Below are 22,977 nucleotides of genomic sequence, written 5' to 3' on the forward strand. Positions count from 1 at the left end.
GACTGTACTTGACAGGGTGTCAAGTTTGATGCCGCGCCCCGCCTCGACTCAATACGAGCGGATGTCTTGTGAGCCTGGTGGCGCCCCACGAAGATTCTGGTCCGTGACCGACGAACAGTCCGGCGCCACGGCACCTGCTGATGGCCAGCCCGCAACCTCTCTCATCGTGCGCATCGGCGTCGACTGGTGGGCAACCATCATCGCCGGTGTGATCGCCCTACTCGCGGCGGCCAATGTGCTGCCCAAGATTCCGTGGTGACCCGATGACTTCAAAGACCGAGACGCAGTCCGCCGACGAGGCGTACGAAAACCCCGAGGCGAGCTTCACCTCCAGCCGTCCTCTCGACTACATACCCGGCATCCTGCTGCTCATCGGCGTGGGCCTGCTGGGCAAGTATGCGCAGATCTGGTGGAAAGACCTGGCGAAGGCGCAGCATTGGACCGTCCCAGACATTGAATACGTGTTGTGGGCCATCGTGATTGGCCTGCTGATCACCAATACCATCGGGTTGCACCGCATCTTCCGGCCCGGCGTACAGACGTACGAGTTCTGGCTCAAGATCGGCATCGTCGCGCTGGGTGCACGATTCGTTCTGGGTGATGTTCTCAAACTGGGCGGTACCAGCCTGGTGCAGATCCTGATCGACATGACGGTGGCGGGCACCATTATTCTGCTGGCGGCCAAATGGTTTGGGCTGAGCGGCAAGCTGGGATCGCTGCTGTCCATCGGAACCTCGATCTGCGGGGTGTCGGCCATCATCGCGGCCAAAGGCGCCATCCGGGCGCGCAATTCGGACGTCAGCTATGCCATCGCCGCCATTCTCGCGCTCGGCGCGGTGGCGCTGTTCACTCTGCCGGCGATCGGCCACGGGCTCGGCCTGACCGATTACGAGTTCGGTCTGTGGGCCGGCCTGGCCGTCGACAACACCGCTGAGACCGTCGCCACCGGACGTATCTACTCCGAGCATGCCGGTGACATCGCGACGGTGGTCAAGTCCACGCGCAACGCGCTCATCGGATTCGTGGTGCTCGGGTTCGCGCTGTACTGGGCGGCTCGTGGTGAGGCAGACACGCTCGCGCCGGGGATCAAGGCCAAGGCCGCGTTCGTATGGGACAAGTTCCCGAAGTTCGTGCTGGGCTTCCTGGCGGTATCCACCGTGGTCACCCTCGGATGGCTGACCAAGGGCCAAGTCAACAACCTCGTGAACGTCTCGAAGTGGGCCTTCCTGTTGACCTTCGCCGGGGTGGGACTGAACACCAACTTCCGCGAGATCGCCCGCAGCGGCTGGCGCCCGCTCGTGGTCGCGGTGATCGGTCTCGTGGTCGTGGCGGCGGTATCTCTGGGCCTGGTTCTGTTGACCTCACGGGTGTTCGGGTGGGGAGCGCACGTATAGATCCGGAGGTACCGGCGCGCGGGGCGTTGTCACGCGCACGTAACCGGTGCGGACTGCACAGGCAACATTGCGTCAGCATCCTGTGCGTCGATGCCCGCAGAAGTCGCTGATCCAGCAGATGTCGACCTAGTTCGCACAGGTGCCCCCGAATCAGGAGCCGCCGAGTACGAGAACGGGCCGGTTCCACCACGCGCGCGGCGGAGCCTGATGTCTGTCGCCGCAGTGTGGCTCGGATTCCCGATGATCCTCACCTGCGCCGTGTTTGGTGGGCTCATTGTCTACTCGCTGGGTTTCTGGCGCGGGATGCTCGCGATTGCCTTCGGCAACGCGGTTCTGACCGGCTACGTCGGCGCATTGAGCTACCTGGCTGGTAAGACGGGAAAGAACTTCGCGCTCACCGCCATCGGGACGTTCGGCCACCGTGGATATCGTGTGGTTTCTGCGTTCTTGGCCACCGTGGTGATCGGCTGGTTCGCGTTCCAGACGGGTCTCACCGGTTCGGTGCTGGCCGGCAGTGCCGGATGGGACGCGCGGTGGACCGCCCTGGCCGCGGGCATCGGCTACGTGGCGGTAACGCTGCTCGGTATCCGTGCGCTCTCGGTGATCGGCCTCATCGCCGCCCCGCTGTATCTGCTGCTGGGTGGGGTGGCAATTGTTCTGGCTCTGCGTCATTCGACGTTCTCGGATGCCTTCGACTACAGCGGAGGAGCGGGTGCGACCGCGATGAGTATGGGTGCCGCGGTGACGCTGGTGGTTGCCTGCTTCATCGACTCCGGGACCATGACAGCTGACTTCACGCGATGGTCTCGTAGTGGCCGACAAGGATTTTGGGCATCGTGTGCGGCCTTTCCGGTGGGCAACGGCATTGCCATGGTGATCGGTGGAGTGATCGTCGCCCTGGGCGCCGCACATTCACCCGCGACGGACGGTGGCAATTTCCTGGGCGCGCTGATCGATGCCGGCGGCTGGCTGGTGCCGGTATCCATCGTGTTCGTCTTCGTCAACCTCGGATCGGTCTGCACCCATTGTCTGTACAACGGGGCAGTCGGCTGGAGTCAGCTCACCGGCCGCAGGATGCGGTTGCTTGCCGTCCTCTTGGGGTCGGTGGGAGTGCTGTTGGCGGTGCTCGGGGTGTGGTCGCAGTTCGAGCAGTGGCTGACCCTGTTGGGCGTGGTGGTTCCGCCGATAGGGACTGTGCTGATCATTGATCAGTTGGTATTGCCGCGATTCGGCGTCGGTGCCCGCGAATCGGCGATTCGTGGGGAGTCCTTCGGGGCATGGGCGGCGGGCGCGGTGTCGGCGCTGGCCGCCCACCTATGGGCGCCCCAGCTTTCGGATGCTCTCGTGGGAATGGTGAGCGCCGCGCTCGTCTATCTCGCGGCACGCCGTATCGCTCAGCGGGGAGAGGCGGCATGACGGGGCAGGTTGACGCGCAGCCGTACCAATGGCCGTTTGACGGTCCCGTGGATCCCGCACACACCGCTGTGTTGTGCATCGACTGGCAGGTCGACTTCTGCGGTCCCGGTGGGTACGTCGACACCATGGGATATGACCTGTCATTGACGCGCGCGGGTCTGGAACCGACGGCCCGCGTGCTCGCGGCGGCGCGCCCAGCCGGGATGACCATCATCCACACCCGTGAGGGCCATCGGCCGGATCTCTCAGACCTCCCGGCCAACAAACGGTGGCGGTCTGCCCGGATTGGTGCGGAGATAGGTGTGGCGGGGCCCTGTGGGCGAATCCTGGTGCAGGGGGAACCGGGCTGGCAGATTGTGCCGGAGGTCGCCCCGCTGCCAGGTGAACCCGTCATCGACAAACCCGGCAAGGGTGCCTTCTATGCGACTGATCTGGATTTGGTGTTGCGCACCCGCGGCATTCGGTACATCGTGCTGACGGGTATCACGACAGATGTCTGCGTGCACACCACCATGCGCGAGGCGAATGACCGGGGTTTCGAATGCCTCATCCTGTCCGACTGCACCGGTGCGACCGATACCGGAAATCACGCGGCCGCGCTGAAGATGGTGACCATGCAGGGTGGGGTGTTCGGTGCGGTTGCGGACTCGAATCAGCTGCTCGAGGCGCTGCAGGCGCCTGCAGATCAGGGGGTCTTTACACCCAACTTCACGCGATAGGCGACGATGGAGGGGTGAACTGTCAGGAAGTGCGCGAGCAGCTGTCGGCGTGGGTCGACGGTGAGCAGGCGAGCGTCGCGCGCAAGCGTCTGGATGAGCATGTGCTCTCCTGCGCTTCCTGTCGGGAATGGCTGGGGCGGGCGCGGGGGCTGGACCGTCAGTTCGCCTACGCGCGTTCGGCTCCGACCCACGACCTGGCCGGACAGATCCTGGCTGCTGCGGCCGTCGAACCCCTGACCCGTACGGCCCGCTACGCGCACTGGGCCCGTCACAACATCAACCGGTGTGCACTGGTGCTCATCGGGCTGCTCCAGCTGGGTGTAGCCGGCATGCAGGTCGCCGGAATCGACTTCGGAATGGTGTCCTCGCATCACCACGGCGCGATGACCGGTGCGCACCTCATGAATGAATCCACCGCCTGGGTGGTGGCCCTTGGGGTCGCGATGGTGATCGCCGGTGTCCGTCCCGCCGCGGCGGCCGGTATGGCAACGGTGTTGGGCGCCTTCGCGCTCGTGCTCACCGGATACGTCATCAACGACGCCGTCAATGATCAGGTCACCCTGGCGCGCATCGTCAGCCACTCGCCGGTGCTCCTCGGATTGATCTTCGCGCTACTGGTCCTGCGTGACTACCGGGCTGGACGTACTCCGCCCAATCAGCACCGCGCCGTGTTCCTTGACGAAGTGGCTCCGGGGGAGCGGCATCTGCGCTCCGCGGATAACTCAGCCGCCTGATACCCCGGACTGGCGGCCGGCCACGAACCCCCATACGAGGTCGATGGCGAGGAACACCCCCAGCGAGATTCCCAGCAGCGGTGTGAACCAACCAATCCCGATGACCACCACGGCCAGTGCTATCAGCTCCAGCGGCTTGAGGGCCAGCAGACCACCGCGTCGCGGCAGCACCGGCCAGCGACCACCCTTGGTCGGGCGCCTGCGCCACCACATCAGGTAGCCACGCGTGATGACGGTGATGAGCCCAATCACGATGAGCGCCACCAGTATCTGGTTCGGGATTCCGAACAGGATGCCCATATGGCCGTCGATCGCCCATTCGGTCGACTTCTGCAGCAGTGACCAGTCCGAGAAATTGCTGCGCCCGGTGATCTCCCCGTTGGATGGATTCACCGTGACGGCGTCAAGGTACGTCGGGATGCTGCGCTTGCGCTCCGACACCAGCCAGGCCGTGTTGGCCTCCGGAGGTGGGGTCATCCACAGCGGGCCGCGCAGCCCGGCTTCGCGCACCGCCTGCAGCACCGTGTTGACGCCGGCGAGCGGGTCCCCTGCCGAGGCGGGGGCGGCGCCGTGGTGTTCGTGGCCGGTCATCGGCTTGGCCGCTGTCGGGTCGAGTTCCGTGGACAGTGCCGGCCGGATCGCCTGGGTGATGTTGCCGATGTTGGTGCCGGCATACCGTGACCAGGTGAGCCCGGTCACCGAAAGTGCCAGCAGCCCAACGACTATCCAGACGCCGACGGCGCCATGCCAGGTCAATCTGCGGCGGCGTGGGGTGGCATCGCGATCGGGGACGGCGATCCTGCTGAGCCGCCCGGTGCGTCGGCGATAGCCGATCCACAGGAACAGTCCGCCGAGCGCGACCACCCACAACCAGCTGGCGGCAAGCTCGCTGTAGTTGCGCCCGAATTCGCCCAGATGCAGGTTCCGGTGAAGTTCGTCGAACCAGGCGCGCACCGGCAGCCACTCACCGTACGTGGTCAACGTTCCGCGGATCTCCCCGTTGTAGGGGTCGACGAACACCGTGCGCGAGTAGTCGGCGGGAACATCGGGGTCGTCGGGGACGGCCAGCACCACCCGGGTGGTGTCGTCGGGGAGTGCTGGCGGGCGGATGGACGTCACCGTGCCTGCCGGCTGTGCCGCCGTCGCCGCCGCCACCTGTTGCGACATCGGCAACTGCTGGGATCCGACGGAATCGACCTTGAGCTCGTGCCGGTACACGGCGGAATCGACCTGCCCCACCAGCGCATAGGCGAGCCCGGTCAGCGCTGCGACCAGGAGGAATGGCCCGACGAGGAGCCCCGCATAGAAGTGCAGACGCAGTACGATCGGTGCGAATCGTCCCCACACGGTGTCGGGCTGGGACTCACGAGCCTCGGGCCGATCCTCGGTATATGTCACGGGATATTGGTCGGATGAACCGGCTAAAGAGTTCCCGCTGTTCACCTCCGAAGGTCTACGACATAGAGTAGGAGTCGTGGCCACCGGCACCGACGACGAGCAGCTGCTTGAGATTGCGCTGTCCGCCGGTCGTGGCGACAAATCCGCCCTCGAATCTCTGGTGAAGGCGACCCAATCCGATGTGTGGCGATTCGTCGCCTACCTGGCCGATACCGGTGTCGCTGACGACCTCACCCAGGAGACGTACCTGAGGGCACTCGGTGCGCTCCCGCGCTTCGCCGGGCGCTCGACGGTGCGCACCTGGCTGCTGTCGATCGCCCGCCGCGTGGTGGCCGACCATATTCGCCACCTGAAGTCCCGGCCGCGTATCGCGCACGGGGCCGATCTGGAAGAAGCCTCGCTGCGACGCCCGACGCACCGGTTCGAGGAGTTGGTAGAGCTCAAGGCACTTCTGGCCGCGCTCGACGATGATCGGCGCGAGGCGCTGGTGCTGACCCAAGTTGTTGGCTTGTCCTACGCGGAGACGGCCGACGTGTGTGGCTGTGCCATCGGCACTATCCGGTCCCGTGTGGCCCGGGCCCGCGACGAGCTCATCGGCTGGGCCGAGCCCGAGAATCTGACCGGCTAGCGCGACAAGCGCTCGGCGATCTCCTGGAGGTTGGCCTCCATCCCCACGCGCCAGTCCTGCAGGCGGCGCGACACGATGCGTGCTTCCTTGTCGGGCATGGCTTCGATGGCCGGTGTCAGTCCCGACGGGCCAGGACCGAGCCGGCCCCACTGCCGGACGATCACTCCGTCGCTCGCCGGCTCCACCTCGAAACCCCAACTCGCCGCGTAGGTGCCGCCCTCGGAGAGCACATTCCACACCCAGCGAGACTCGGGCTCGACCTCGGTAATCACCGATACCGTGTCCCACTGGCTGCCGTCCCCGCCGTTGGTGCCCTTGAATCGCGCGCCGACCGCAACTTTGTCGGCGCCGTCCAGCCACTGGACGTTGATGAGCTCGCCCGTGCAGTAGGTGGGAAAGGCGATATCGGTCACGAGAGCCCAGGCTTCCGGCACAGTCCCCGACATGCGTTGGGACACTTCGATAGTGGGGCAGTCGCGGTATCGCATAGGCTGATCCTACTGAGGTGATGGAGGGCCGGATGCGTATTGGTGTGACGATCGAGCCGAGGTTGCCGGGCGCCGCCGACTTCGCGCGCCGCGCGGAGCGGCTGGGTGTCGCCTCGCTCTGGGTGCCCGAGGTGTGGGGGTACGACGCCCTCACGGGCCTTGCCTACCTGGCCGCCCGTACCGAGACCATTGGGCTGGGAACCTTCGTGGTTCAGCTGGGGTCGCGATCGCCGGCGATGCTGGCGACGTCGGCGCTGAGCATTCAACAGCTCTCCGGCGGACGCTTCATCCTGGGTGTGGGAGCCTCCGGACCGCAGGTGATGGAGGGGTGGCATGGTGTGCGCTTCAGTAAGCCGGTGCGGACCACGCGGGAGACCATCGACATCGTCCGGATGGTGGCACGTGGGGAGCGGCTCCAGTACGAGGGCGAGGTATACACGCTGCCGTTGCCGGGGAGCGCAGGAAAACCCTTGCGGCCCATGGTGGCGCCGCAAAATGTGCCCATCTACGTCGCGGCCATGGGGCCGGCGAACCTGGCGCTCGCCGGTGAGCTCGCGGACGGCTGGCTCGGCAACTCCTTCATCCCGGAGCTGGCCGAAGTGTTCCTCGGCCCCATCCGTGACGCCGCCGTGGCCGCCGGACGGAAGCTGGAGGACATTGACCTGGTGGCGCCGGTTGCTCTCGAATTCGCCGACACTGCAACCGATGCCGCTGCCGCAATCAGGCGCCATGCCGCTGGATACGCGTTCACCATTGGCGCCATGGGGATCTCTGGGCGAAACTTCTACAACGAGGCGTTCACCCGACTCGGCTACGGCGATGGTGTCCGCGCGGTTGAATCCTTGTGGCGCACAGGAGATCGTGACGCCGCCCGCGGGGCCGTGCCCGACGATCTGGGGCGCCTCACCAACCTCGTCGGAACCGATGAGATGATCGGTGAGCGGCTGGAACGCTATCGCGCCGCGGGGATCTCGACGCTGCTGGTCAAGCTCGACACCCCATTCGACGAGCAGCTACGCGCGCTCGATCGTCTCTTCGCTCTGCTCTAGAGCACGCGTACCGCGCTGGTGATCGGGGTGGCGCCCTCGGTGAGGAACAGGATGTCGTGCACCGTGTTCGGCGCGGTGAGTAGTTCGGCAGTCACTGCCGCGACATCGGCACGGGGAACTGATCCCCGTTCAATCCTGCTGGCCGACAAGGCAACCAATCCGGTCGGATCCTGGTCGGTGAGTAGACCGGGACGCAGAATGGTCCAATCCAGGCCGCCGCGAGCACGCAGGTCCTCCTCGGCGGCCGTCTTGGCGATCACGTAGGCGATCCACGACTCGTCCCCGTCCGTTGGTACGGGTTCACCGGCGCCGAAGGCACTGATCTGAATGAACCGGCGCACCCGTGCCTGTTCCGCGGCGTCGGCGAGCAGGACGGCGGCGGCACGGTCCACGGTGTCCTTGCGCGCCGGCCCGCTGCCCGGTCCCGCTCCCGCCGCGAAGACGGCGGCATCGGCCCCCTCCAGGGCGCCGGCGACCGTTCTCACGTCGGCAGATTCCAGGTCGAGAACCCGTGGTTGCCCGCCCCATGCCCGAACATCGTCCGCATGGTCGGGATTGCGAATCAGGGCGACGGCGTCATCACCACGCGCCGCGAGCAGACGGATCAGGTGCGCGGCGATCTGCCCGTGGCCACCGGCGACGACGACTTTCTGCGGCATGGTGTGTTCCTTCTCGTAAGCCCACGACCGATAACGGTGGCGGTAGTGCGGACATTCCCGCTCAGGGGACTTCTCACAAAAGATGCTTGTTAGCTGTCAACAATCTCTTGTTGGCCGGACCGTCTGATATCTCGCTACGCTCGGTCTTTGCTGGCTGACTTCTAGAGGGAGTGGACATGGTCGAGATCCCCGGGGCAATTGATCCGGTCCAACCGTATCGTCCGCAGGAATGGCCGCTGGCGGGGAAGGTGGCTGTGATCACCGGGGCGTCGGCGAACATGGGTGCGGCACTTGCCCGGACGCTGGCCCATGATGGCGCCCGGATCGTGGTGCACTACCGCAGCGATAACAAGGCGGAGCAGGCGGCCGAGGTCGTTCGGCAGATCGAGGAGGCCGGCGGCGAGGCGGTCAGCTTCCAGGCCGACCTTGCGGTTCCCGAGAACTGCACCAAGCTCGCCGACGCCACTTTCGCGGCATTCGGGCGCTGGGACATCCTGATCAACACCGCGGGCATGATCGTGCGGAAACCTTTGGCGGATATCACCGAGGACGAATACGACGGCGTGTTCAACGCCAACGCCAAGACGGTGTTCTTCATGATGCGTGAGGCAGCGCGCCGGATGGCCGACGACGGCCGGATTCTGAGCTTCGTCACCACCATGGTGGGGGCGCTGGCGCCCACCTATAGCGCCTATGCCGGATCCAAGGCCCCCGTGGAGCACTTCACCAAGGCGCTCGCCAAAGAGGTTGGCGGCCGCGGAATAACGGTCAACTGCATCGCGCCTGGGCCTCTGCAAACGAGCTTCTTCTATCCGGCGGAGTCCGATGACAACATCGCCTGGCTGGAATCGATGAGCATCAACGGCAAGATCGGTCGCGGCGACGACATTCTGCCAGTGGCCAGGCTGCTGGTTCTTCCGGAATCGGGGTGGACGACCGCCCAGACCATCTTCGTCAACGGCGGCATCATCTCCACCATCAACTAGTCGCCGGCCTTACCTACACTGGTGGCGTGCGGAGAAGTGTCGAGGACCCAGCTTGATCCCGGTCACCATCGTCTCCGGTTTCCTGGGCGCCGGTAAGACGACGCTGCTGAACAACCTGTTGCGCAACACCCTGGGTGTGCGAATCGGTGTAGTAGTCAACGACTTCGGGGCCATCAACATCGACGCCATGCTGGTCGCCGGTCAGGTTGACTCGACCATGACGATGTCCAACGGATGCCTGTGCTGCACCGCTGACGACGATGAACTCGGTGGCATGCTGACCGCTCTCGCGGGCCGCGATATCGACGCCATTGTCATCGAGGCGAGCGGCCTGGCTGAGCCGTTGCCGCTGGTGCGCATGGTGCTGGCGGCGGCGGCCGAGGACAACCGGATCGGCTACGGGGGACTGGTCACCGTCGTCGACACCGCCCAGTACGAGGACGTCGCGGAACGGCATCCGGAGATCGCCCAGCATCTGACCCTGGCGGATCTGGTGGTTCTCAACAAGATTGACCTGGCCGACGCCGCGGATCGCACCCACCTGCGCGCCGTCGTCAAGGAACGCAACCCGCGCGCGTCGATCGTGGAGACCAGCGGTGCCGATGTCGACCCCCGGCTGCTGTTCGACAAGAAGGAGCGCCCGGCGCCGATAGGTCAGCTCTCACTGGAGGACCTCATCCGCGAGGATCACAGCCACCATCAGCATGCGCATCACCACTACGAGACGGTCGAGTTCGCGACCGAGCATGCTCTGCATCCCCGGCGCCTCATCGAATTCCTGGACAGTCAGCCCGCCGGCGTGTACCGGATCAAGGGGGTGGCGCGGATCGGTGACAAGACACTCGCGGTGCACACCGTGGGCGATCACATCACCATCGACAAGGCGCCCAAGCGGACGGGGCTGCCACAGGGGGCGAATTTCGTGCTCATCGGTACGCACCTGGACGGCGACAGCATCACCGAGCGTCTGCACGCTCTCGTCGACGATCCGCCGGATCCCGACCATGAGCGATCGATGGTGGTCCTGGGAAAGTATTTGCGCTAATCAGACGCCGCGTCTAGTGTTGGTTCTCGTGCAGCGTCTTCTCGTAGTAGCAACCCGCAGCGGGGTCTGATCCAGACCGACCCCTCGCTGTGGGTCGAAGCTACTACCTGTCGGTCACTTTCCACATCAGATGAAAGACCGGCACATGCATTCCTCAACAACAATTTTCCCGCAGATCGATCCGTTCATGGACCGCTTCGGCGTCCCACTGCCGCGCGGTTTGCGCGAAGAGGCCGGTGACATGTCCTGGGCCTCGTTCTGTCAGACGTACGAGCGCGGCGGCGGTTCCCTGAGGCTGGGCCAATGGTCCGAGGCCGACGGGATCTACCGGGCCATGCTCGCGATCGGTGAGTGCATCGAATCGTCGACGGCCGCCGCGTGCGGACCCATGGCAGCGCTGACCGCCATGCTGTCCGAGCGGGGGATACGGATGGAAACGCTCAGCTTCCATCAGCTGCGCGACGGCGATCAGACGTGCACTTTTGTGCGCGGCACCAACGGCACTGGCACCGCCTGGGCGATGGGCCGTGCGCACGATGCCACGACCTCGTCGCTCAAGGCGGTCACTGCCTGCGCTAACCGTCTGGGTTGCTAACCTCGCGTGCTCAGTGCAAGGGGCGCAGGACGATGGGCATGCCGTCGATCGGCAGCGGCATGCCGGCATAGTCCCACTTGGCCTCGTAGCTGGGATGAGTCAGCTCAAACCGGTACTGCCGCAACAGTCGGTGCATGATCGCTTTGATCTCCAGCTGGCCGAACACCATGCCGATGCACTTGTGCGCACCCCCGCCGAACGGCGAGAACGCATACCGATGGCGTTTGTGCTCGTTTCGCGGTTCGGCGAAGCGGTCGGGATCGAACTTGTCCGGGTCCGTCCACAATTCGGGTAGCCGGTGGTTCATGCCGGGCCAGATGTTGATCATCGTTCCGGCCGGGATGTGGAACCCGAGCAGATCGGTATCGCGCACCGCGGAGCGGATATTGAAGGGCAGTGGCGTGACGAGGCGCAACGCCTCATTCATCACCAGATCGAGGCTCTCCAGCTTCTCGAGCGCGTCGATGTCCAGCGGGCCGTCGCCGAGACGGTCCGACTCCTCCCGAACCCGTTCTTGCCATTCGGGATTCGCGGCCAGGTAGTAGGCCATCGTCGTGGTTGTCGACGTGGTGGTGTCGTGCGCGGCCATCATCAGGAAAATCATGTGGTTGACGATGTCGGTATCGGTGAAGGCGTCGCCCTCGTCCGTCTCGGCGTGGCACAACGCCGTCAACATGTCGGCACCCGATTCCTTGCGGCGGGCAATACCCACCCGTTCGGCAAAGTACTCCTCGAGCAGCTTGCGCCCCTGTAGTCCCTGCCACCATTTGAAGGGAGGCACGCCGAAGCGGAAGATGGCTCCACCGGCACGGGTGGTCGCGACGAACGCCTTGTTGACCTTGTCGAGCCGCTCATGTTGAGCATGTGGCTCATTGCCCATGAACACCACCGAGGCCACATCCAGGGTCAGCTCCTTGATGGCCGGGTAGAACAGGAACCGGCGGTCGTTGGTGGGCCACTGGGCGACGATCTCGGTTGCCACTGAATCGATCTGCTCCACATAGCCGGCTAGGCGGCTGCGCAGGAACGCCTGCTGCATGATCAGACGGTGCTCGCGATGCTCCTGGAAGTCCAGCAGCATCAGTCCCCGGCTGAAGAAGGGGCCGATGACGGGGACCCAGCCCTGCTGCGAGAAGTCCTTGTTCGCATTGCTGAACACCGCCTGGGTGGCGTCGGGGCCCAGCGCGGCGACGATCTTGCCAATGGGGGTCTGTGACCAGCTCACCGGGCCGCGCTCCTGATACATGTTGAGCACCCAGTCGATTCCCCCGCGGAACATCTCGATCATGTGCCCGAGCATCGGCAGGCCCTGGTCACCCATCACGGGCTTCAGGCCGCTTCCGGGTGGCGGCGGCGCCAGTTCGGTCAGTGGCCAGTCGCGATTGTTGAGGTAGTTCTCGATGTATCCCATACCCGGAAGGGTGTTCATGGTGGGAAGACGTCGTTTGGCCTGGTCGATGAGGTAATCGGTGCTGCTGATCGTCGCCATTGGGCGTGGCTCCTTCGCTCGCGACTAGCACTTCGGTGTGCTCTAGATCATCTTCGCCGCAGAACTTGACGGGTGTCAAGTTCTGTTCATGCGGTGTTTCGGTGCAAACTGTGCAGGTGGTCAGTCCAGCGCGCAGTGGCACGCAGACCCGTGGTGATCGTCAGCGCGACGCGATCATGACGGCTGTTGCCGAGCTGATCGCGGAAAACCACAGTTTTGCCGAGCTGTCCGTCAGCGCGATCAGTGAGCGGGCCGGCGTCGGCCGATCAGGGTTCTACTTCTATTTCGACAGCAAGTACTCGGTGCTCGCGCAGATGGTTGGCGACGCCTTCGCGGAGCTCGACGAGCTCACGCACTACTTCGCGCCGCGTGGCGAGGAGGAGACTCCCGAACAGTTCGCCAACCGCATGGTGGGCAGTGCCGCGGCCTCCTTCGCGCATAACGACCCGTTGATGAAGGCGTGTCAGGAGGCGCGGATCACCGATCCGACAATCGCCGGTCTGCTCGACGACCTCACCGACGTTGTGATCGAGAAGATCCTCAAGATCGCCGAGATCGAAGTGAATGAACGTGGTGCCCAACCGATCTCAGACGATCTGCCAGCTTTGGTGCGGTCACTGGTGGCGTTGACCGCGTCGACGGTGTCGGGCGATAGCTCATTCGTCGGGCGTAACACCGATCCCGCTCGGGCGCTTGGGGTTATCGAGACCCTATGGCGTGTCAGCCTTTTGGGTCGATAGCTCAGTCGCCTCGGATCGGCGCTGCCGCACCACCCGGCGAACGCCGTAACCGATTCCGCCGAGGACTGCGCACACGCCGAGCCAGGGGAGTAGCAGTCCGAACAGCAACAGCACGTTGTTGCCCGCCGCGACGAGCCCATCCCAGCCACGCTCGATCTGTCCGAAGAACCCTTGGTACTTGGGCGGTGTCGGCGGCAGGCCCACTTCTTCGGCGAGGAACGTGACGGTGACCGAGCTGTAGGCGACTTGTTCTCCGAGCTGGTTGCGTTGTGCCCGCAGACTATCGAGGTCGGCTTGACGCTTGGACAACTCGGTTTCGGCCTGGATCAGGGCCTCGGTGTCCTTGGAATCGCGCATGATCCCCAGGAGTCTGTCGACGGAGGTCTGCAGCGCCGCGATTCTGGCGTCCAGATCGACCCGCTGCGCAGTCACGTCATCGCTCTTGGTGTCGGCGGACTTGACCTTGCCCAGCTCCTTGAGATCGCGAAGAACGCCGTCAAGCTTGGCGGCGGGTACTCGCAGCACGATGGCTGTGTGTGCACGGCCGGATCCAGATCCCGCATCCTCCGAGCGGCTCTCCACCCGGCCATTGGCCGATTCGGCGAACCCGGCCGCCTTGTCGGCAGCTTCGGAAGGATTGGGCACGACGATCGTCATGGTCCCGGTCTTGACGATGTCCCGTTTGGCCTCCGTCGGCGGGCCGTATTGCGGGGCCTGTTGCATCGAGTCGCGCATGGGGGCCGCCGGAGCCTGGGTGTAGGTGGAGGCGGCGGGGGCGGCGGGAGCGTCGTCTGCGCCCCGCGAAAGGCGGGACGAGGTTCCGCCCGCGCATGCCGTGGCGGCTATCAGCACTACTGCAATTGTAGTTGCCCAAGGTAACCAACCGCGGCGAGATTGCGTGCTATCAATCGTCATATTCCGAAGGTACCGTTTGCTATTGGACCGCGCAGAAATTTAAGAATGACGGCCGGTACGGTTCAGTAATGGCATACGACTTCACCGGTAAGCGATGCTTCGTCACCGGGGCCGCCAGCGGGATCGGACGGGCCACCGCGCTGCGTCTGGGGCGCGAGGGCGCCGAGCTGTTTTTGACCGATCGGGCCGCGGACGGACTCGAGTCCGTGGTCGAGGAGATCACGGCCGCCGGAGGGACGGTCAGCGCCTACCGGGCGCTCGATATCTCCGATTATGACGCCGTCGCAGCCTTCGCGGCCGACATCCTGGAGACACATCCGAGCATGGATGTTCTGCTCAATATCGCGGGGATATCCGTATGGGGATCCGTAGACAGGCTTTCCCATCAGCAGTGGCGCTCGGTGGTCGATATCAACCTGATGGGGCCCATCCACGTCATCGAGAGTCTTGTGCCCGCGATGATCAAGGCGCGTAACGGTGGTCAGATCGTGAACGTGTCGTCGGCGGCGGGCCTGGTGGCTCTGCCATGGCATGCCGCTTACAGCGCCAGCAAGTACGGGCTGCGTGGCGTCTCAGAGGTACTGCGCTTCGATCTGGCTCGTTACAAGATCGGCGTCACCGTGGTGGTGCCGGGCGCCGTCAACACTCCGCTGGTGCGCACCGTCGACATCGCCGGCGTGGACCGCGACAACCCCGATGTCAGTAAGTGGGTGAACCGGTTCGTGGGGCATGCCACCTCGCCCGAGAAGGTGGCCGACCGGATCCTGCACGGCATCCGCCACAACCGTTACCTCGTCTACACGGGGGTCGATATCCGCGCGCTCTATCTGTTCAAACGCACGCTGTGGTGGCCGTACAGCGTCGCGATGCGGCTCGTCAATCACGCCTTCACCAACGCGCTGCGTCCCGGATTTCAGAAGTCCGGGACGAATCCGCCGTCGACGGACTCTTAGCGCCACCAGCCGTCGAACGGGGTGACCGGGACGGTGCGCTTGTGCCGAGTCTGCAGGTACCAGCGTTCGATACGGTCGGCGGCCTCGACGGTGACCGCCTTGCCCTCCAGGTAATCGTCGATCTGTGCGTACGTGACGCCGAGTGCGACCTCGTCGGGGAGCGCGGGCCGGTCATCTTCCAGGTCGGCGGTGGGCACCTTGTGTGAGATGCTCTCCGGAGCGCCCAGGTGGGAAAGAAGTTGTGCACCTTGACGTTTGGTGAGTCCCGTGAGCGGGGTGACGTCGACGCCACCATCGCCGAACTTGGTGAAGAATCCCGTGACGGCCTCGGCGGCGTGGTCGGTGCCGACCACGAGCAGCCGGTGCTGACCGGCGACGGCGTATTGGACGACCATGCGTTCCCGGGCCTTGATGTTGCCGCGCACGAAGTCCGACGGTGTCTCGCCGAGTGCGTCGGCCACCGCATGCACCGCGGCATCCGAGGCGTCTTTGACGTTGATGACGATGGAGCGGTCGGGGTCGATAAACCTCAGGGCCACTTGGGCATCGTTCTCGTCGGCCTGTACACCGTAGGGCAGCCGCACCGCGATGAACTCGGCCTCCGTCCCTTCGAGTCGTGACTCCTGCGCCGCCAGCTGGCACAGCCGCCCGGCCAGGGCGCTGTCTTGTCCGCCGGAGATGCCGAGGACGAATCCCGCTGTCCCGCTGACTCTTAGGTAGTCCTTGAGGAACCCCACCCGTCGCGACACCTCGGCGGCCGGATCGATCGTGGGAGAGACGTCGAGGGCGGACCGGATCTCTTCGCGAAGGGTGCTCATTGCCCGACTGTAGAACGCTCGGTCAGCGTGCGCACACCTTGCACACCAGGTCCTCCCACGCGTCGCCGAGCCCAGTCAGTGTCTGGCCGTTGGCGTTGGTGGCGAAGTGCACGTAGCCGGGATCGATGATCGACATCAGGGCATGGGTCTGTGCGTCGAGGTCGCCGGTGCATTCGAGCTGGGCCAGCAGCATCCGGATGTGTGCGCGGACGAGCAGGGTGGGCGGTGCGTTGTGCCAGGCGTCGGCATCGGCGGTGGTGGCGCGTGCCAGGTCGAGGTGCCGTTCCAGGAAGGCGAGCCGGGCTCGTCCGAATGCGATGAGCCGGGTCAGCGGAGGTGCATCGGGACCCAGGGGCGCCGGCCCGAACATGAATGCCTGCTGCTCAATGTGTTCTTCGTGGTCGAGCAGTGCCAGCAGCAGTCCGGTGCGGCTGCCGAATCGGCGGAAGAGGGTCCCCTTGCCCACGCCTGCCGCGTTGGCGACGGCGTCCATGGACATGTTGTCCGGACCGACTTCGTCGAGAATCTGTCGTGCGGCTTCCAAGAGGCGAACGCGGTTGCGCGTGGCGACGGCACGTTCCCGGGTGGGATTCTGCGCAAGGTCGACAGAAAGCAGGGGTATTTCTTGACCAGGCATAACACCTCGATACTAGCGCCGGGGAAATATACGGACCGCAGTCCGTATTGTAGAACGTGACAGAGAAGAAGGACGTAGGCGCGACAAACGTGCCGTTCTGATGAAAGGTGTTCCCCATGGCCGAGAAAGTGGCAGAGAAGAACGTGCTGGCAATTGTCGGAAGCCTGCGTAAGGCATCGCTCAATCGGCAGCTCGCGGAGGCCGCCGTGGAAAACGCGCCGGCCGGTGTAAGCGTGAACATCTTTGAGGGTCTGGCCGAACTGCCGCACTACAACGAGGACATTGATGGCGACAACGCCCCCGCGCCGGTGGAGTCGCTGCGCGCCGCCGTCGCCGGTGCGGATGCGGTCCTGCTGGTCAGCCCCGAGAACAACGGCACTGTGTCGAGCGCATTGAAGAACGCACTCGACTGGTTGTCTCGCCCATTCGGCAGCAGCGTGTTCAAGGGCAAGCCCACCGTCGTCATTGGAACGTCGGCTGGTAGGTACGGCGGCATCTGGGCGATCGACGACACCCGCAAGGTGGCCTCCATCGCGACGGCCAACGTCCTCGATGACATCAAGCTCGCGGTCCCGGCCTCGGCGTTCGATGGCAAGCACCCACGGGAACACGCGGAGACGGTTGCCGAGCTGACCAAGGCGCTGGACGCGTTGACGTCCGCTTCGCACAGCTGATTTGTAGGGTCGAGGGACGGTCATGCCCCGCACCTGCCGGGCATGACCGTTCTCGTTACTGGCTAGTTGATCCGGCCCATGTTTCTTTCATGGCAGAGACCGAGGCGACGCTGATGGCACAAATCACCAGCAGCATCAGGCCGACGGCCCAGCTGCCCAGAGTGCTCTGCAGCGGGCCGGCGATCAATGGCGGGATGGCGCCTCCGAACACCCCGGCCACGTTGAATGCCACGCCGGTGCCGCTGTAACGGGTGCCCACCGGATAGGACTCTGGAAGGAAGCTCGCCATCGGTCCGAATGCGAGCCCGAACAGCACATAGGTGAGCACCATGGCTGCCAGGTAGGCCCAGAATGGGCCACTGGCCAACAGGGGGGTGACCAGCAGCGTCCACGGGAGTATCAGCGCCATGCTGGTCAAGATCACCCGGCGCCGGCCTAGTCGGTCACTGAGGATTCCGCCCACAGCAGCGGACACCATGAGGACCACGGCCCCGAGCACGCCGGCGGTGAGTATGGCCGCGCGGGAGAAGTGCAACTCCGATCTCGAGAATCCGGGGAAGTAGGTATTGGTCATGAAGGACAGTGTGAAGATGATCAGCATGGTCCCGCAGGTCAGCACCAGGGTGCGAGGGCTCTCCGTCATCACGTGCCGCAGCGGCGATTTCACCAGCCTGTCCTGAGCTTTCGCCTGCGCGAACTCTGGTGTCTCGGCGATGTGGAGCCGGATGTACAGCCCGACCGCCACCAGGAGCCCGCTGGCGATGAAGGGCACTCGCCATCCCCACGACAGGAATGCCGGGCTGTCTTCCCCGACCGTGATGCTGACGATGAGGAAGACCAGACTGCTGAGCAGGAGCCCGGTCGAGCTCCCGATCGGCACCGCCGTCGCGGCGCGGCCGCGGACGCGGCTTGGCGAGTACTCGGAGGAGAGCAGTGCCGCTCCGCTCCATTCGCCGCCGACCGCAATGCCTTGCACGAGTCGTAGCAAGACAATGGCCGTCGGCGCGGCCGCCCCGATCGAGGCGGCGCCGGGAACCAGGCCAACCGCCATGGTGGCGAGCCCCATGGTGATCAGCGTGACCACCAGGGTGCCCTTGCGGCTGAAGCGATCCCCGTAGTGGCCGAACAGGGCGGCGCCCACCGGCCGGGCCAGAAATGCGGTGCTGAAGGTGGCGATGGACGCGAACAGTGCCAGGGAATGGCTGAGATTCGGGAAGAAGACAGCGGGGAAGACGAGTGCGGCCGCCGTGCCATAGATATAGAAGTCGTAGAACTCGATGGCAGAACCGACCGCGCTGGCCATGAACACTCTGCGGGGGCTGACATCTCCGCCCGTCACGTGCTGCTGTGGCTCCGCGGGGGAGGACGTCATCGCGGGGCGATCTGACTCGGTTCCATGCGTGGCAGCTTAGGGCGCACTGCCGTTGTGCTGGGAACCTACGAGTCTCACGAGCGCGAGACTGTCGGTCATGCCCGGTAGCTTGCCGGGCATGACCGTTCTCGTCACTGGCGCCACCGGGAACATCGGCCGGAAGGTCGTGGATCATCTCGTTGCCTTGGGTGTCGGCGATATTCGAGCCTTGACCACCTCGCCGGAGAAGGCGGCACTGCCGGAGGGGGTGACGCCGGTCCTCGGATATCTGGGCAATCCCGAGAGTCTCGCGGGGGTGTTCGACGGCGTCGAACGGATGTACTTGGCGCCGCTGCCGTCCACGGCCGTGGCCGTGCTGGAGTTGGCGGACGCCGCCGGGGTGGGGCATGTGGTGGCGCTGGCGGGGGATGCGTCGTGGTGGGCCGAGCAGGCCGCGGCCGTCGAGAACAGCGGCGTCGGCTGGACGCAGCTCGGTCCGGGGGAGTTCATGGAGAACTATGCGATGTGGGCCGAACAGATCAACCGCACCGGCGCGGTCCACGAACCGGAGCGCCACGCGGCCCAATCGCCCATCGCCATGGATGACATCGCGCGGGTGGCCGCGGCGGTTCTTTGTTCGGGCGATGAGCACCTGGGTAAGAGGTATCCGATTACCGGTCCCGAGACGGTGACCCGTCAGCAGCTGGTGCAGACCATCGCCGATGTGGCGGGCCTGGATGTGCGCTACGTGATCAGCTCAGCCGAAGAGGCGGTACGCGAGCTGAGGCCGACGATGGGAGATCGTGCCCAGTGGTACATCGAGACCCTGACCGACCCTGATTTCGAACAGCCGGCGAACACCTTGGTGGCCGATCTGACCGGGTACCCGGGTACCACTTTCGCGCGGTGGGTGGCCGACAACGTGGGACTCTTCCGCTAGATCGGAATCTGTCCCCAGATTCGTCCACAGAACTCCACAGTTTCCACAGACTTGCCGGGCTACAAGGTTTGCCCGGTGGCGGGTGATCTGCTAGCCGGTATCGGTGCCCGGTGGTGGACACCACATGTGGTCCAGCCACTGCCCGGGGCCCGGACACGCCGCGAATACGACACGCCCACATTTCAGGGGTGAGAGGTCTCACGACCAGGGAATTTCATGAATGTTGTTCAGAACATCTTGTATAGGTTCCGATTGTCGGACACTAGGTGTAGTGTCTGGAACACCGAAAGGCCGGGAATCAATCCGGGCCGCCCGGCCCGGATTCTCGCCAGATCTTCTGGCTGATCCTGGCGCTCAGCCACCACGGGCGACACGGAATTTTCCGGGGTGCTGGACTGCTGAAAACTTTGTTGAGACGTACACGATCGATTCGCTGAGGAGCTACGCATGAGCATCACCGTCTACACCAAACCCGCCTGCGTACAGTGCAACGCGACGTACAAGGCCCTCGACAAGCAGGGCATTGAGTACAGCGTCGTGGACATCACCGAGGTTCCCGAGGCGCGCGATTACGTGATGGCGCTCGGCTACCTGCAGGCGCCCGTGGTCGTGACCGGTGACGATCACTGGTCGGGTTTCCGCCCGGACCGCATCAAGGCGCTCGCTGGCGCAGTCGCAGTCTCTGCCTAATAAGTAGTAAGTAGTACGGGAGCCGGGCATGGCCCATCTGGTCTATTTCTCCAGCGTGTCGGAGAACACCCACCGCTTCGTTCAGAAGCTGGGTGTTCCCGCTACCCGGATCCCGCTGCGTGGTGACATCGAGGTTGACGACCCCTATGTCTTGGTCGTGCCGACGTACGGCGGTGGACATCCAGTTCCCGGTCAGGCCGGGGGATACGTCCCCAAGCAGGTCGTGAAATTTCTCAACAACGAACACAACCGGTCCCTGATCCGCGGGGTCATCGCGGCCGGGAACACCAATTTCGGTGCGGAGTACTGCTACGCCGGCAAGGTCATCTCGGCCAAGTGCGACGTGCCGTATCTGTACCGCTTTGAACTCATGGGCACCGTAGAAGACGTGCAGCAGGTGCTCTCTGGACTCGACGAATTTTGGAAGGACACACCGTGGCGCCAACCGCGACAACTGCAGAACCTGTGACCTCTGCGCACGGCTCGGCTCACGGCGAGCTGGACTATCACGCCCTCAACGCCATGCTCAATCTGTATGACGCAGACGGCAAGATCCAGTTCGACATGGATGCCGCGGCGGCACGGCAGTACTTCCTGCAGCACGTCAACCAGAACACGGTCTTCTTCCACAATCAGGACGAGAAGCTCGACTACCTGATCGAGAAGGAGTACTACGAGCGCGAGGTACTTGATCAGTACTCGCGCAACTTCGTGAAGTCGCTGCTGGACCGGGCGTTCGCCAAGAAGTTCCGGTTCCCGACCTTCCTGGGCGCCTTCAAGTACTACACCTCTTACACGCTGAAGACCTTTGACGGAAAGCGCTACCTGGAGCGTTTCGAAGACCGTGTGGTCATGGTGGCGCTGACGCTGGCCTCGGGGGACACCACGCTGGCCGAGAAGCTCGTCGACGAGATCATCGACGGACGTTTCCAGCCGGCCACCCCCACCTTCCTCAACTCGGGCAAGAAGCAGCGCGGCGAGCCGGTGTCCTGCTTCCTGCTGCGCATCGAAGACAACATGGAGTCCATCGGGCGCTCCATCAACTCGGCACTGCAGCTGTCCAAGCGCGGTGGCGGTGTGGCCCTGCTGCTCACCAACATTCGCGAGCACGGCGCGCCGATCAAGAACATCGAGAACCAGAGCTCGGGTGTCATCCCGATCATGAAACTGCTGGAAGACTCGTTCTCTTACGCCAACCAGCTGGGTGCTCGTCAGGGCGCCGGGGCCGTGTACCTGCACGCGCATCACCCGGACATCTTTCGTTTCTTGGATACCAAGCGGGAGAACGCCGATGAGAAGATCCGTATCAAGACGCTGTCGCTGGGCGTGGTGATTCCGGACATCACCTTTGAGCTGGCGAAGAAGAACGAGGACATGTACCTGTTCTCGCCGTACGACGTCGAGCGCACGTACGGCGTGCCGTTCGCCGATATCAACGTCACCGAAAAGTATTACGAGATGGTCGATAACGGCCAGATCCGCAAGACGAAGATCAAGGCGCGCGAGTTCTTCCAGACCCTCGCCGAGCTGCAGTTCGAGTCGGGTTACCCGTACATCATGTACGAGGACACTGTGAACCGGGCCAACCCCATCGAGGGCAAGATCACCCATTCGAACCTGTGCTCGGAGATCCTGCAGGTGTCGACGCCCTCGCTGTTCAACGATGACTTGTCGTACGCCAAGGTGGGCAAGGACATTTCGTGCAACCTAGGCTCGCTGAACATCGCCAAGACGATGGACTCCCCGGATTTCGCGCAGACCATCGAGGTGTCGATTCGCGCGCTGACCGCGGTGTCGGATCAGACGCACATCTGGTCGGTGCCCTCGATCGAGCAGGGCAACAACGACTCTCACGCCATCGGCCTGGGGCAGATGAACCTGCACGGCTACCTGGCTCGCGAGCGGATCTACTACGGCTCCGAAGAGGGCGTGGACTTCACCAACATCTACTTCTACACGGTGCTGTACCACGCGCTGAAGGCGTCGAATCGTATTGCCATCGAGCGCGGCAAGAGCTTCGGTGGCTTCGAGAGGTCGAAGTACGCCAGCGGCGAGTTCTTCGATAAGTACACCGAGCAGGTGTGGGAACCGGCGACCGACAAGGTGCGGCAGCTCTTTGCCGATGCCGGGATTCGCATTCCGACACAGGATGATTGGCAGCGGTTGAAGGAGTCGGTGCAGCAGCACGGCATCTACAACCAGAACCTGCAGGCGGTGCCGCCGACCGGGTCGATCTCCTACATCAACCACTCGACGTCATCGATCCACCCGGTGGCCTCGAAGATCGAGATCCGCAAGGAAGGCAAGATCGGGCGCGCGTACTACCCGGCGCCGTACCTGACCAACGACAACCTGGAGTACTACCAGGATGCGTACGAGATCGGTTACGAGAAGATCATCGACACCTATGCCGCGGCGACTCAGCACGTGGATCAGGGCCTGTCGTTGACGCTGTTCTTCAAGGACACCGCCAGCACACGCGACGTGAACAAGGCGCAGATTTACGCCTGGCGCAAGGGAATCAAGACGCTGTACTACATCCGGCTACGGCAGATGGCGCTGGAAGGCACCGAGGTCGAGGGCTGCGTTTCCTGCATGCTGTAGGAGTGTTCTAGATAGGTTGCAGGCCAGGGGAAATGCTCCCTGGCCTGCTTCTTTA

At 64.2% G+C, this 22,977-nt stretch carries 25 protein-coding genes; 17 read left to right on the top strand and 8 right to left on the bottom strand.

The features are described 5' to 3' along the window. Nucleotides 1-103: 103 nt before the first annotated feature. From B4394_RS25165 to B4394_RS10530, 5 genes are all read left to right on the top strand, one after another. Complete coding sequence (locus B4394_RS25165) at nt 104-259, top strand: hypothetical protein (protein ID WP_139360106.1); 156 nt, start codon at nt 104-106, stop codon at nt 257-259. A 4-nt stretch (nt 260-263) separates the two neighbouring features. Further along, a complete protein-coding gene (locus B4394_RS10515) occupies nt 264-1,394 on the top strand; it encodes a YeiH family protein (protein WP_078314982.1) in 1,131 nt (376 codons plus the stop codon). A gap of 90 nt (nt 1,395-1,484) precedes the next feature. Further along, entirely contained in the window at nt 1,485-2,810 is a 1,326-nt protein-coding gene (locus tag B4394_RS10520) for a cytosine permease (protein WP_078314983.1), read from the top strand. Further along, on the top strand, nt 2,807-3,529 hold the full coding sequence (biuH, locus tag B4394_RS10525; protein ID WP_078314984.1) for a biuret amidohydrolase: 723 nt from the start codon (nt 2,807-2,809) through the stop codon (nt 3,527-3,529). Before B4394_RS10520 ends, biuH begins: the two co-directional genes overlap by 4 nt. A 14-nt stretch (nt 3,530-3,543) precedes the next feature. After that, nucleotides 3,544-4,263, top strand: coding sequence for a DUF2275 domain-containing protein (locus B4394_RS10530; protein ID WP_078294326.1), 720 nt, complete (start codon nt 3,544-3,546; stop codon nt 4,261-4,263). Here the strand turns inward: B4394_RS10530 and B4394_RS10535 are convergent. Beyond that, nucleotides 4,252-5,661, bottom strand: a complete 1,410-nt coding sequence (locus tag B4394_RS10535; protein WP_078314985.1) for a PepSY-associated TM helix domain-containing protein — start codon at nt 5,659-5,661, stop codon at nt 4,252-4,254. The two genes, B4394_RS10530 and B4394_RS10535, sit on opposite strands and share 12 nt — an antisense overlap. Nucleotides 5,662-5,737: 76 nt before the next feature. On the opposite strand from B4394_RS10535, the gene sigC reads away from it, so the two are divergent. Further along, a complete protein-coding gene (gene sigC / locus B4394_RS10540; RefSeq protein WP_078308823.1) occupies nt 5,738-6,289 on the top strand; it encodes an RNA polymerase sigma factor SigC in 552 nt (183 codons plus the stop codon). Here the strand turns inward: sigC and B4394_RS10545 are convergent. Further along, complete coding sequence (locus B4394_RS10545) at nt 6,286-6,777, bottom strand: SRPBCC family protein (RefSeq protein WP_078308824.1); 492 nt, start codon at nt 6,775-6,777, stop codon at nt 6,286-6,288. The two genes, sigC and B4394_RS10545, sit on opposite strands and share 4 nt — an antisense overlap. A 32-nt stretch (nt 6,778-6,809) precedes the next feature. On the opposite strand from B4394_RS10545, the gene B4394_RS10550 reads away from it, so the two are divergent. Further along, on the top strand, nt 6,810-7,826 hold the full coding sequence (locus B4394_RS10550) for an LLM class flavin-dependent oxidoreductase (protein ID WP_078315039.1): 1,017 nt from the start codon (nt 6,810-6,812) through the stop codon (nt 7,824-7,826). Here B4394_RS10550 and B4394_RS10555 read toward each other — a convergent pair. Further along, nucleotides 7,823-8,485 carry an NAD(P)H-binding protein gene (locus B4394_RS10555; RefSeq protein WP_078308825.1) on the bottom strand — a complete coding sequence of 221 codons (663 nt, stop codon included), beginning with the start codon at nt 8,483-8,485 and terminating at the stop codon, nt 7,823-7,825. The two genes, B4394_RS10550 and B4394_RS10555, sit on opposite strands and share 4 nt — an antisense overlap. 176 nt (nt 8,486-8,661) lie before the next feature. Here B4394_RS10555 and B4394_RS10560 point away from each other — a divergent pair, with 176 nt between their 5' ends. The 3 genes from B4394_RS10560 (at nt 8,662) to B4394_RS10570 (ending at nt 11,111) form a co-directional block, all read left to right on the top strand. After that, on the top strand, nt 8,662-9,471 hold the full coding sequence (locus tag B4394_RS10560; protein WP_078309011.1) for an SDR family oxidoreductase: 810 nt from the start codon (nt 8,662-8,664) through the stop codon (nt 9,469-9,471). 52 nt (nt 9,472-9,523) lie between these two features. After that, nucleotides 9,524-10,516 (top strand): CobW family GTP-binding protein, encoded by a 993-nt coding sequence (locus tag B4394_RS10565; RefSeq protein ID WP_078308826.1) that lies wholly within the window; start codon nt 9,524-9,526, stop codon nt 10,514-10,516. A gap of 145 nt (nt 10,517-10,661) precedes the next feature. Continuing rightward, on the top strand, nt 10,662-11,111 hold the full coding sequence (locus B4394_RS10570; RefSeq protein ID WP_078314986.1) for a 2-isopropylmalate synthase: 450 nt from the start codon (nt 10,662-10,664) through the stop codon (nt 11,109-11,111). A 10-nt stretch (nt 11,112-11,121) separates the two neighbouring features. Here the strand turns inward: B4394_RS10570 and B4394_RS10575 are convergent, their stop codons facing one another. After that, nucleotides 11,122-12,600 (bottom strand): cytochrome P450, encoded by a 1,479-nt coding sequence (locus B4394_RS10575; RefSeq protein ID WP_078314987.1) that lies wholly within the window; start codon nt 12,598-12,600, stop codon nt 11,122-11,124. A 116-nt stretch (nt 12,601-12,716) separates the two neighbouring features. On the opposite strand from B4394_RS10575, the gene B4394_RS10580 reads away from it, so the two are divergent. After that, on the top strand, nt 12,717-13,340 hold the full coding sequence (locus tag B4394_RS10580; protein WP_078309012.1) for a TetR/AcrR family transcriptional regulator: 624 nt from the start codon (nt 12,717-12,719) through the stop codon (nt 13,338-13,340). Here B4394_RS10580 and B4394_RS10585 read toward each other — a convergent pair. After that, nucleotides 13,311-14,186, bottom strand: coding sequence for a DUF4349 domain-containing protein (locus B4394_RS10585; RefSeq protein WP_502688368.1), 876 nt, complete (start codon nt 14,184-14,186; stop codon nt 13,311-13,313). The genes B4394_RS10580 and B4394_RS10585 overlap by 30 nt on opposite strands. A gap of 137 nt (nt 14,187-14,323) precedes the next feature. Between B4394_RS10585 and B4394_RS10590 the strand changes: the two genes are divergently transcribed. Further along, nucleotides 14,324-15,208 carry an SDR family oxidoreductase gene (locus B4394_RS10590; protein ID WP_078314988.1) on the top strand — a complete coding sequence of 295 codons (885 nt, stop codon included), beginning with the start codon at nt 14,324-14,326 and terminating at the stop codon, nt 15,206-15,208. Here B4394_RS10590 and nadE read toward each other — a convergent pair. Further along, nucleotides 15,205-16,026: an NAD(+) synthase gene (gene nadE / locus B4394_RS10595; protein WP_078314989.1), complete on the bottom strand. Its 822-nt coding sequence runs from the start codon at nt 16,024-16,026 to the stop codon at nt 15,205-15,207. The genes B4394_RS10590 and nadE overlap by 4 nt on opposite strands. 22 nt (nt 16,027-16,048) lie before the next feature. Then, nucleotides 16,049-16,663 carry a TetR/AcrR family transcriptional regulator gene (locus tag B4394_RS10600; RefSeq protein ID WP_078308832.1) on the bottom strand — a complete coding sequence of 205 codons (615 nt, stop codon included), beginning with the start codon at nt 16,661-16,663 and terminating at the stop codon, nt 16,049-16,051. 116 nt (nt 16,664-16,779) lie between these two features. Here B4394_RS10600 and B4394_RS10605 point away from each other — a divergent pair, with 116 nt between their 5' ends. Then, nucleotides 16,780-17,337 (top strand): NADPH-dependent FMN reductase, encoded by a 558-nt coding sequence (locus B4394_RS10605; protein WP_078308833.1) that lies wholly within the window; start codon nt 16,780-16,782, stop codon nt 17,335-17,337. 55 nt (nt 17,338-17,392) lie between these two features. On the opposite strand, the gene B4394_RS10610 is transcribed toward B4394_RS10605, so the two are convergent. Further along, nucleotides 17,393-18,709 (bottom strand): MFS transporter, encoded by a 1,317-nt coding sequence (locus B4394_RS10610; protein ID WP_078314990.1) that lies wholly within the window; start codon nt 18,707-18,709, stop codon nt 17,393-17,395. 118 nt (nt 18,710-18,827) lie between these two features. On the opposite strand from B4394_RS10610, the gene B4394_RS10615 reads away from it, so the two are divergent. The 4 genes from B4394_RS10615 to nrdE all read left to right on the top strand — a co-directional run bounded on the left by B4394_RS10615 (nt 18,828) and on the right by nrdE (nt 22,922). Continuing rightward, on the top strand, nt 18,828-19,628 hold the full coding sequence (locus B4394_RS10615) for an SDR family oxidoreductase (protein WP_176138298.1): 801 nt from the start codon (nt 18,828-18,830) through the stop codon (nt 19,626-19,628). A 447-nt stretch (nt 19,629-20,075) separates the two neighbouring features. Continuing rightward, nucleotides 20,076-20,318: a redoxin NrdH gene (locus B4394_RS10620; RefSeq protein WP_078314991.1), complete on the top strand. Its 243-nt coding sequence runs from the start codon at nt 20,076-20,078 to the stop codon at nt 20,316-20,318. 28 nt (nt 20,319-20,346) lie between these two features. Next, nucleotides 20,347-20,787, top strand: coding sequence for a class Ib ribonucleoside-diphosphate reductase assembly flavoprotein NrdI (gene nrdI / locus B4394_RS10625; protein ID WP_078294033.1), 441 nt, complete (start codon nt 20,347-20,349; stop codon nt 20,785-20,787). Between the two features lie 53 nt (nt 20,788-20,840). Next, nucleotides 20,841-22,922: a class 1b ribonucleoside-diphosphate reductase subunit alpha gene (gene nrdE / locus B4394_RS10630; protein ID WP_286142032.1), complete on the top strand. Its 2,082-nt coding sequence runs from the start codon at nt 20,841-20,843 to the stop codon at nt 22,920-22,922. Nucleotides 22,923-22,977: the final 55 nt, after the last annotated feature.

The organism is Mycobacterium sp. D16Q16 (assembly GCF_002013745.1).
In the GTDB taxonomy this organism is placed as follows: Bacteria; Actinomycetota; Actinomycetes; order Mycobacteriales; family Mycobacteriaceae; genus Mycobacterium.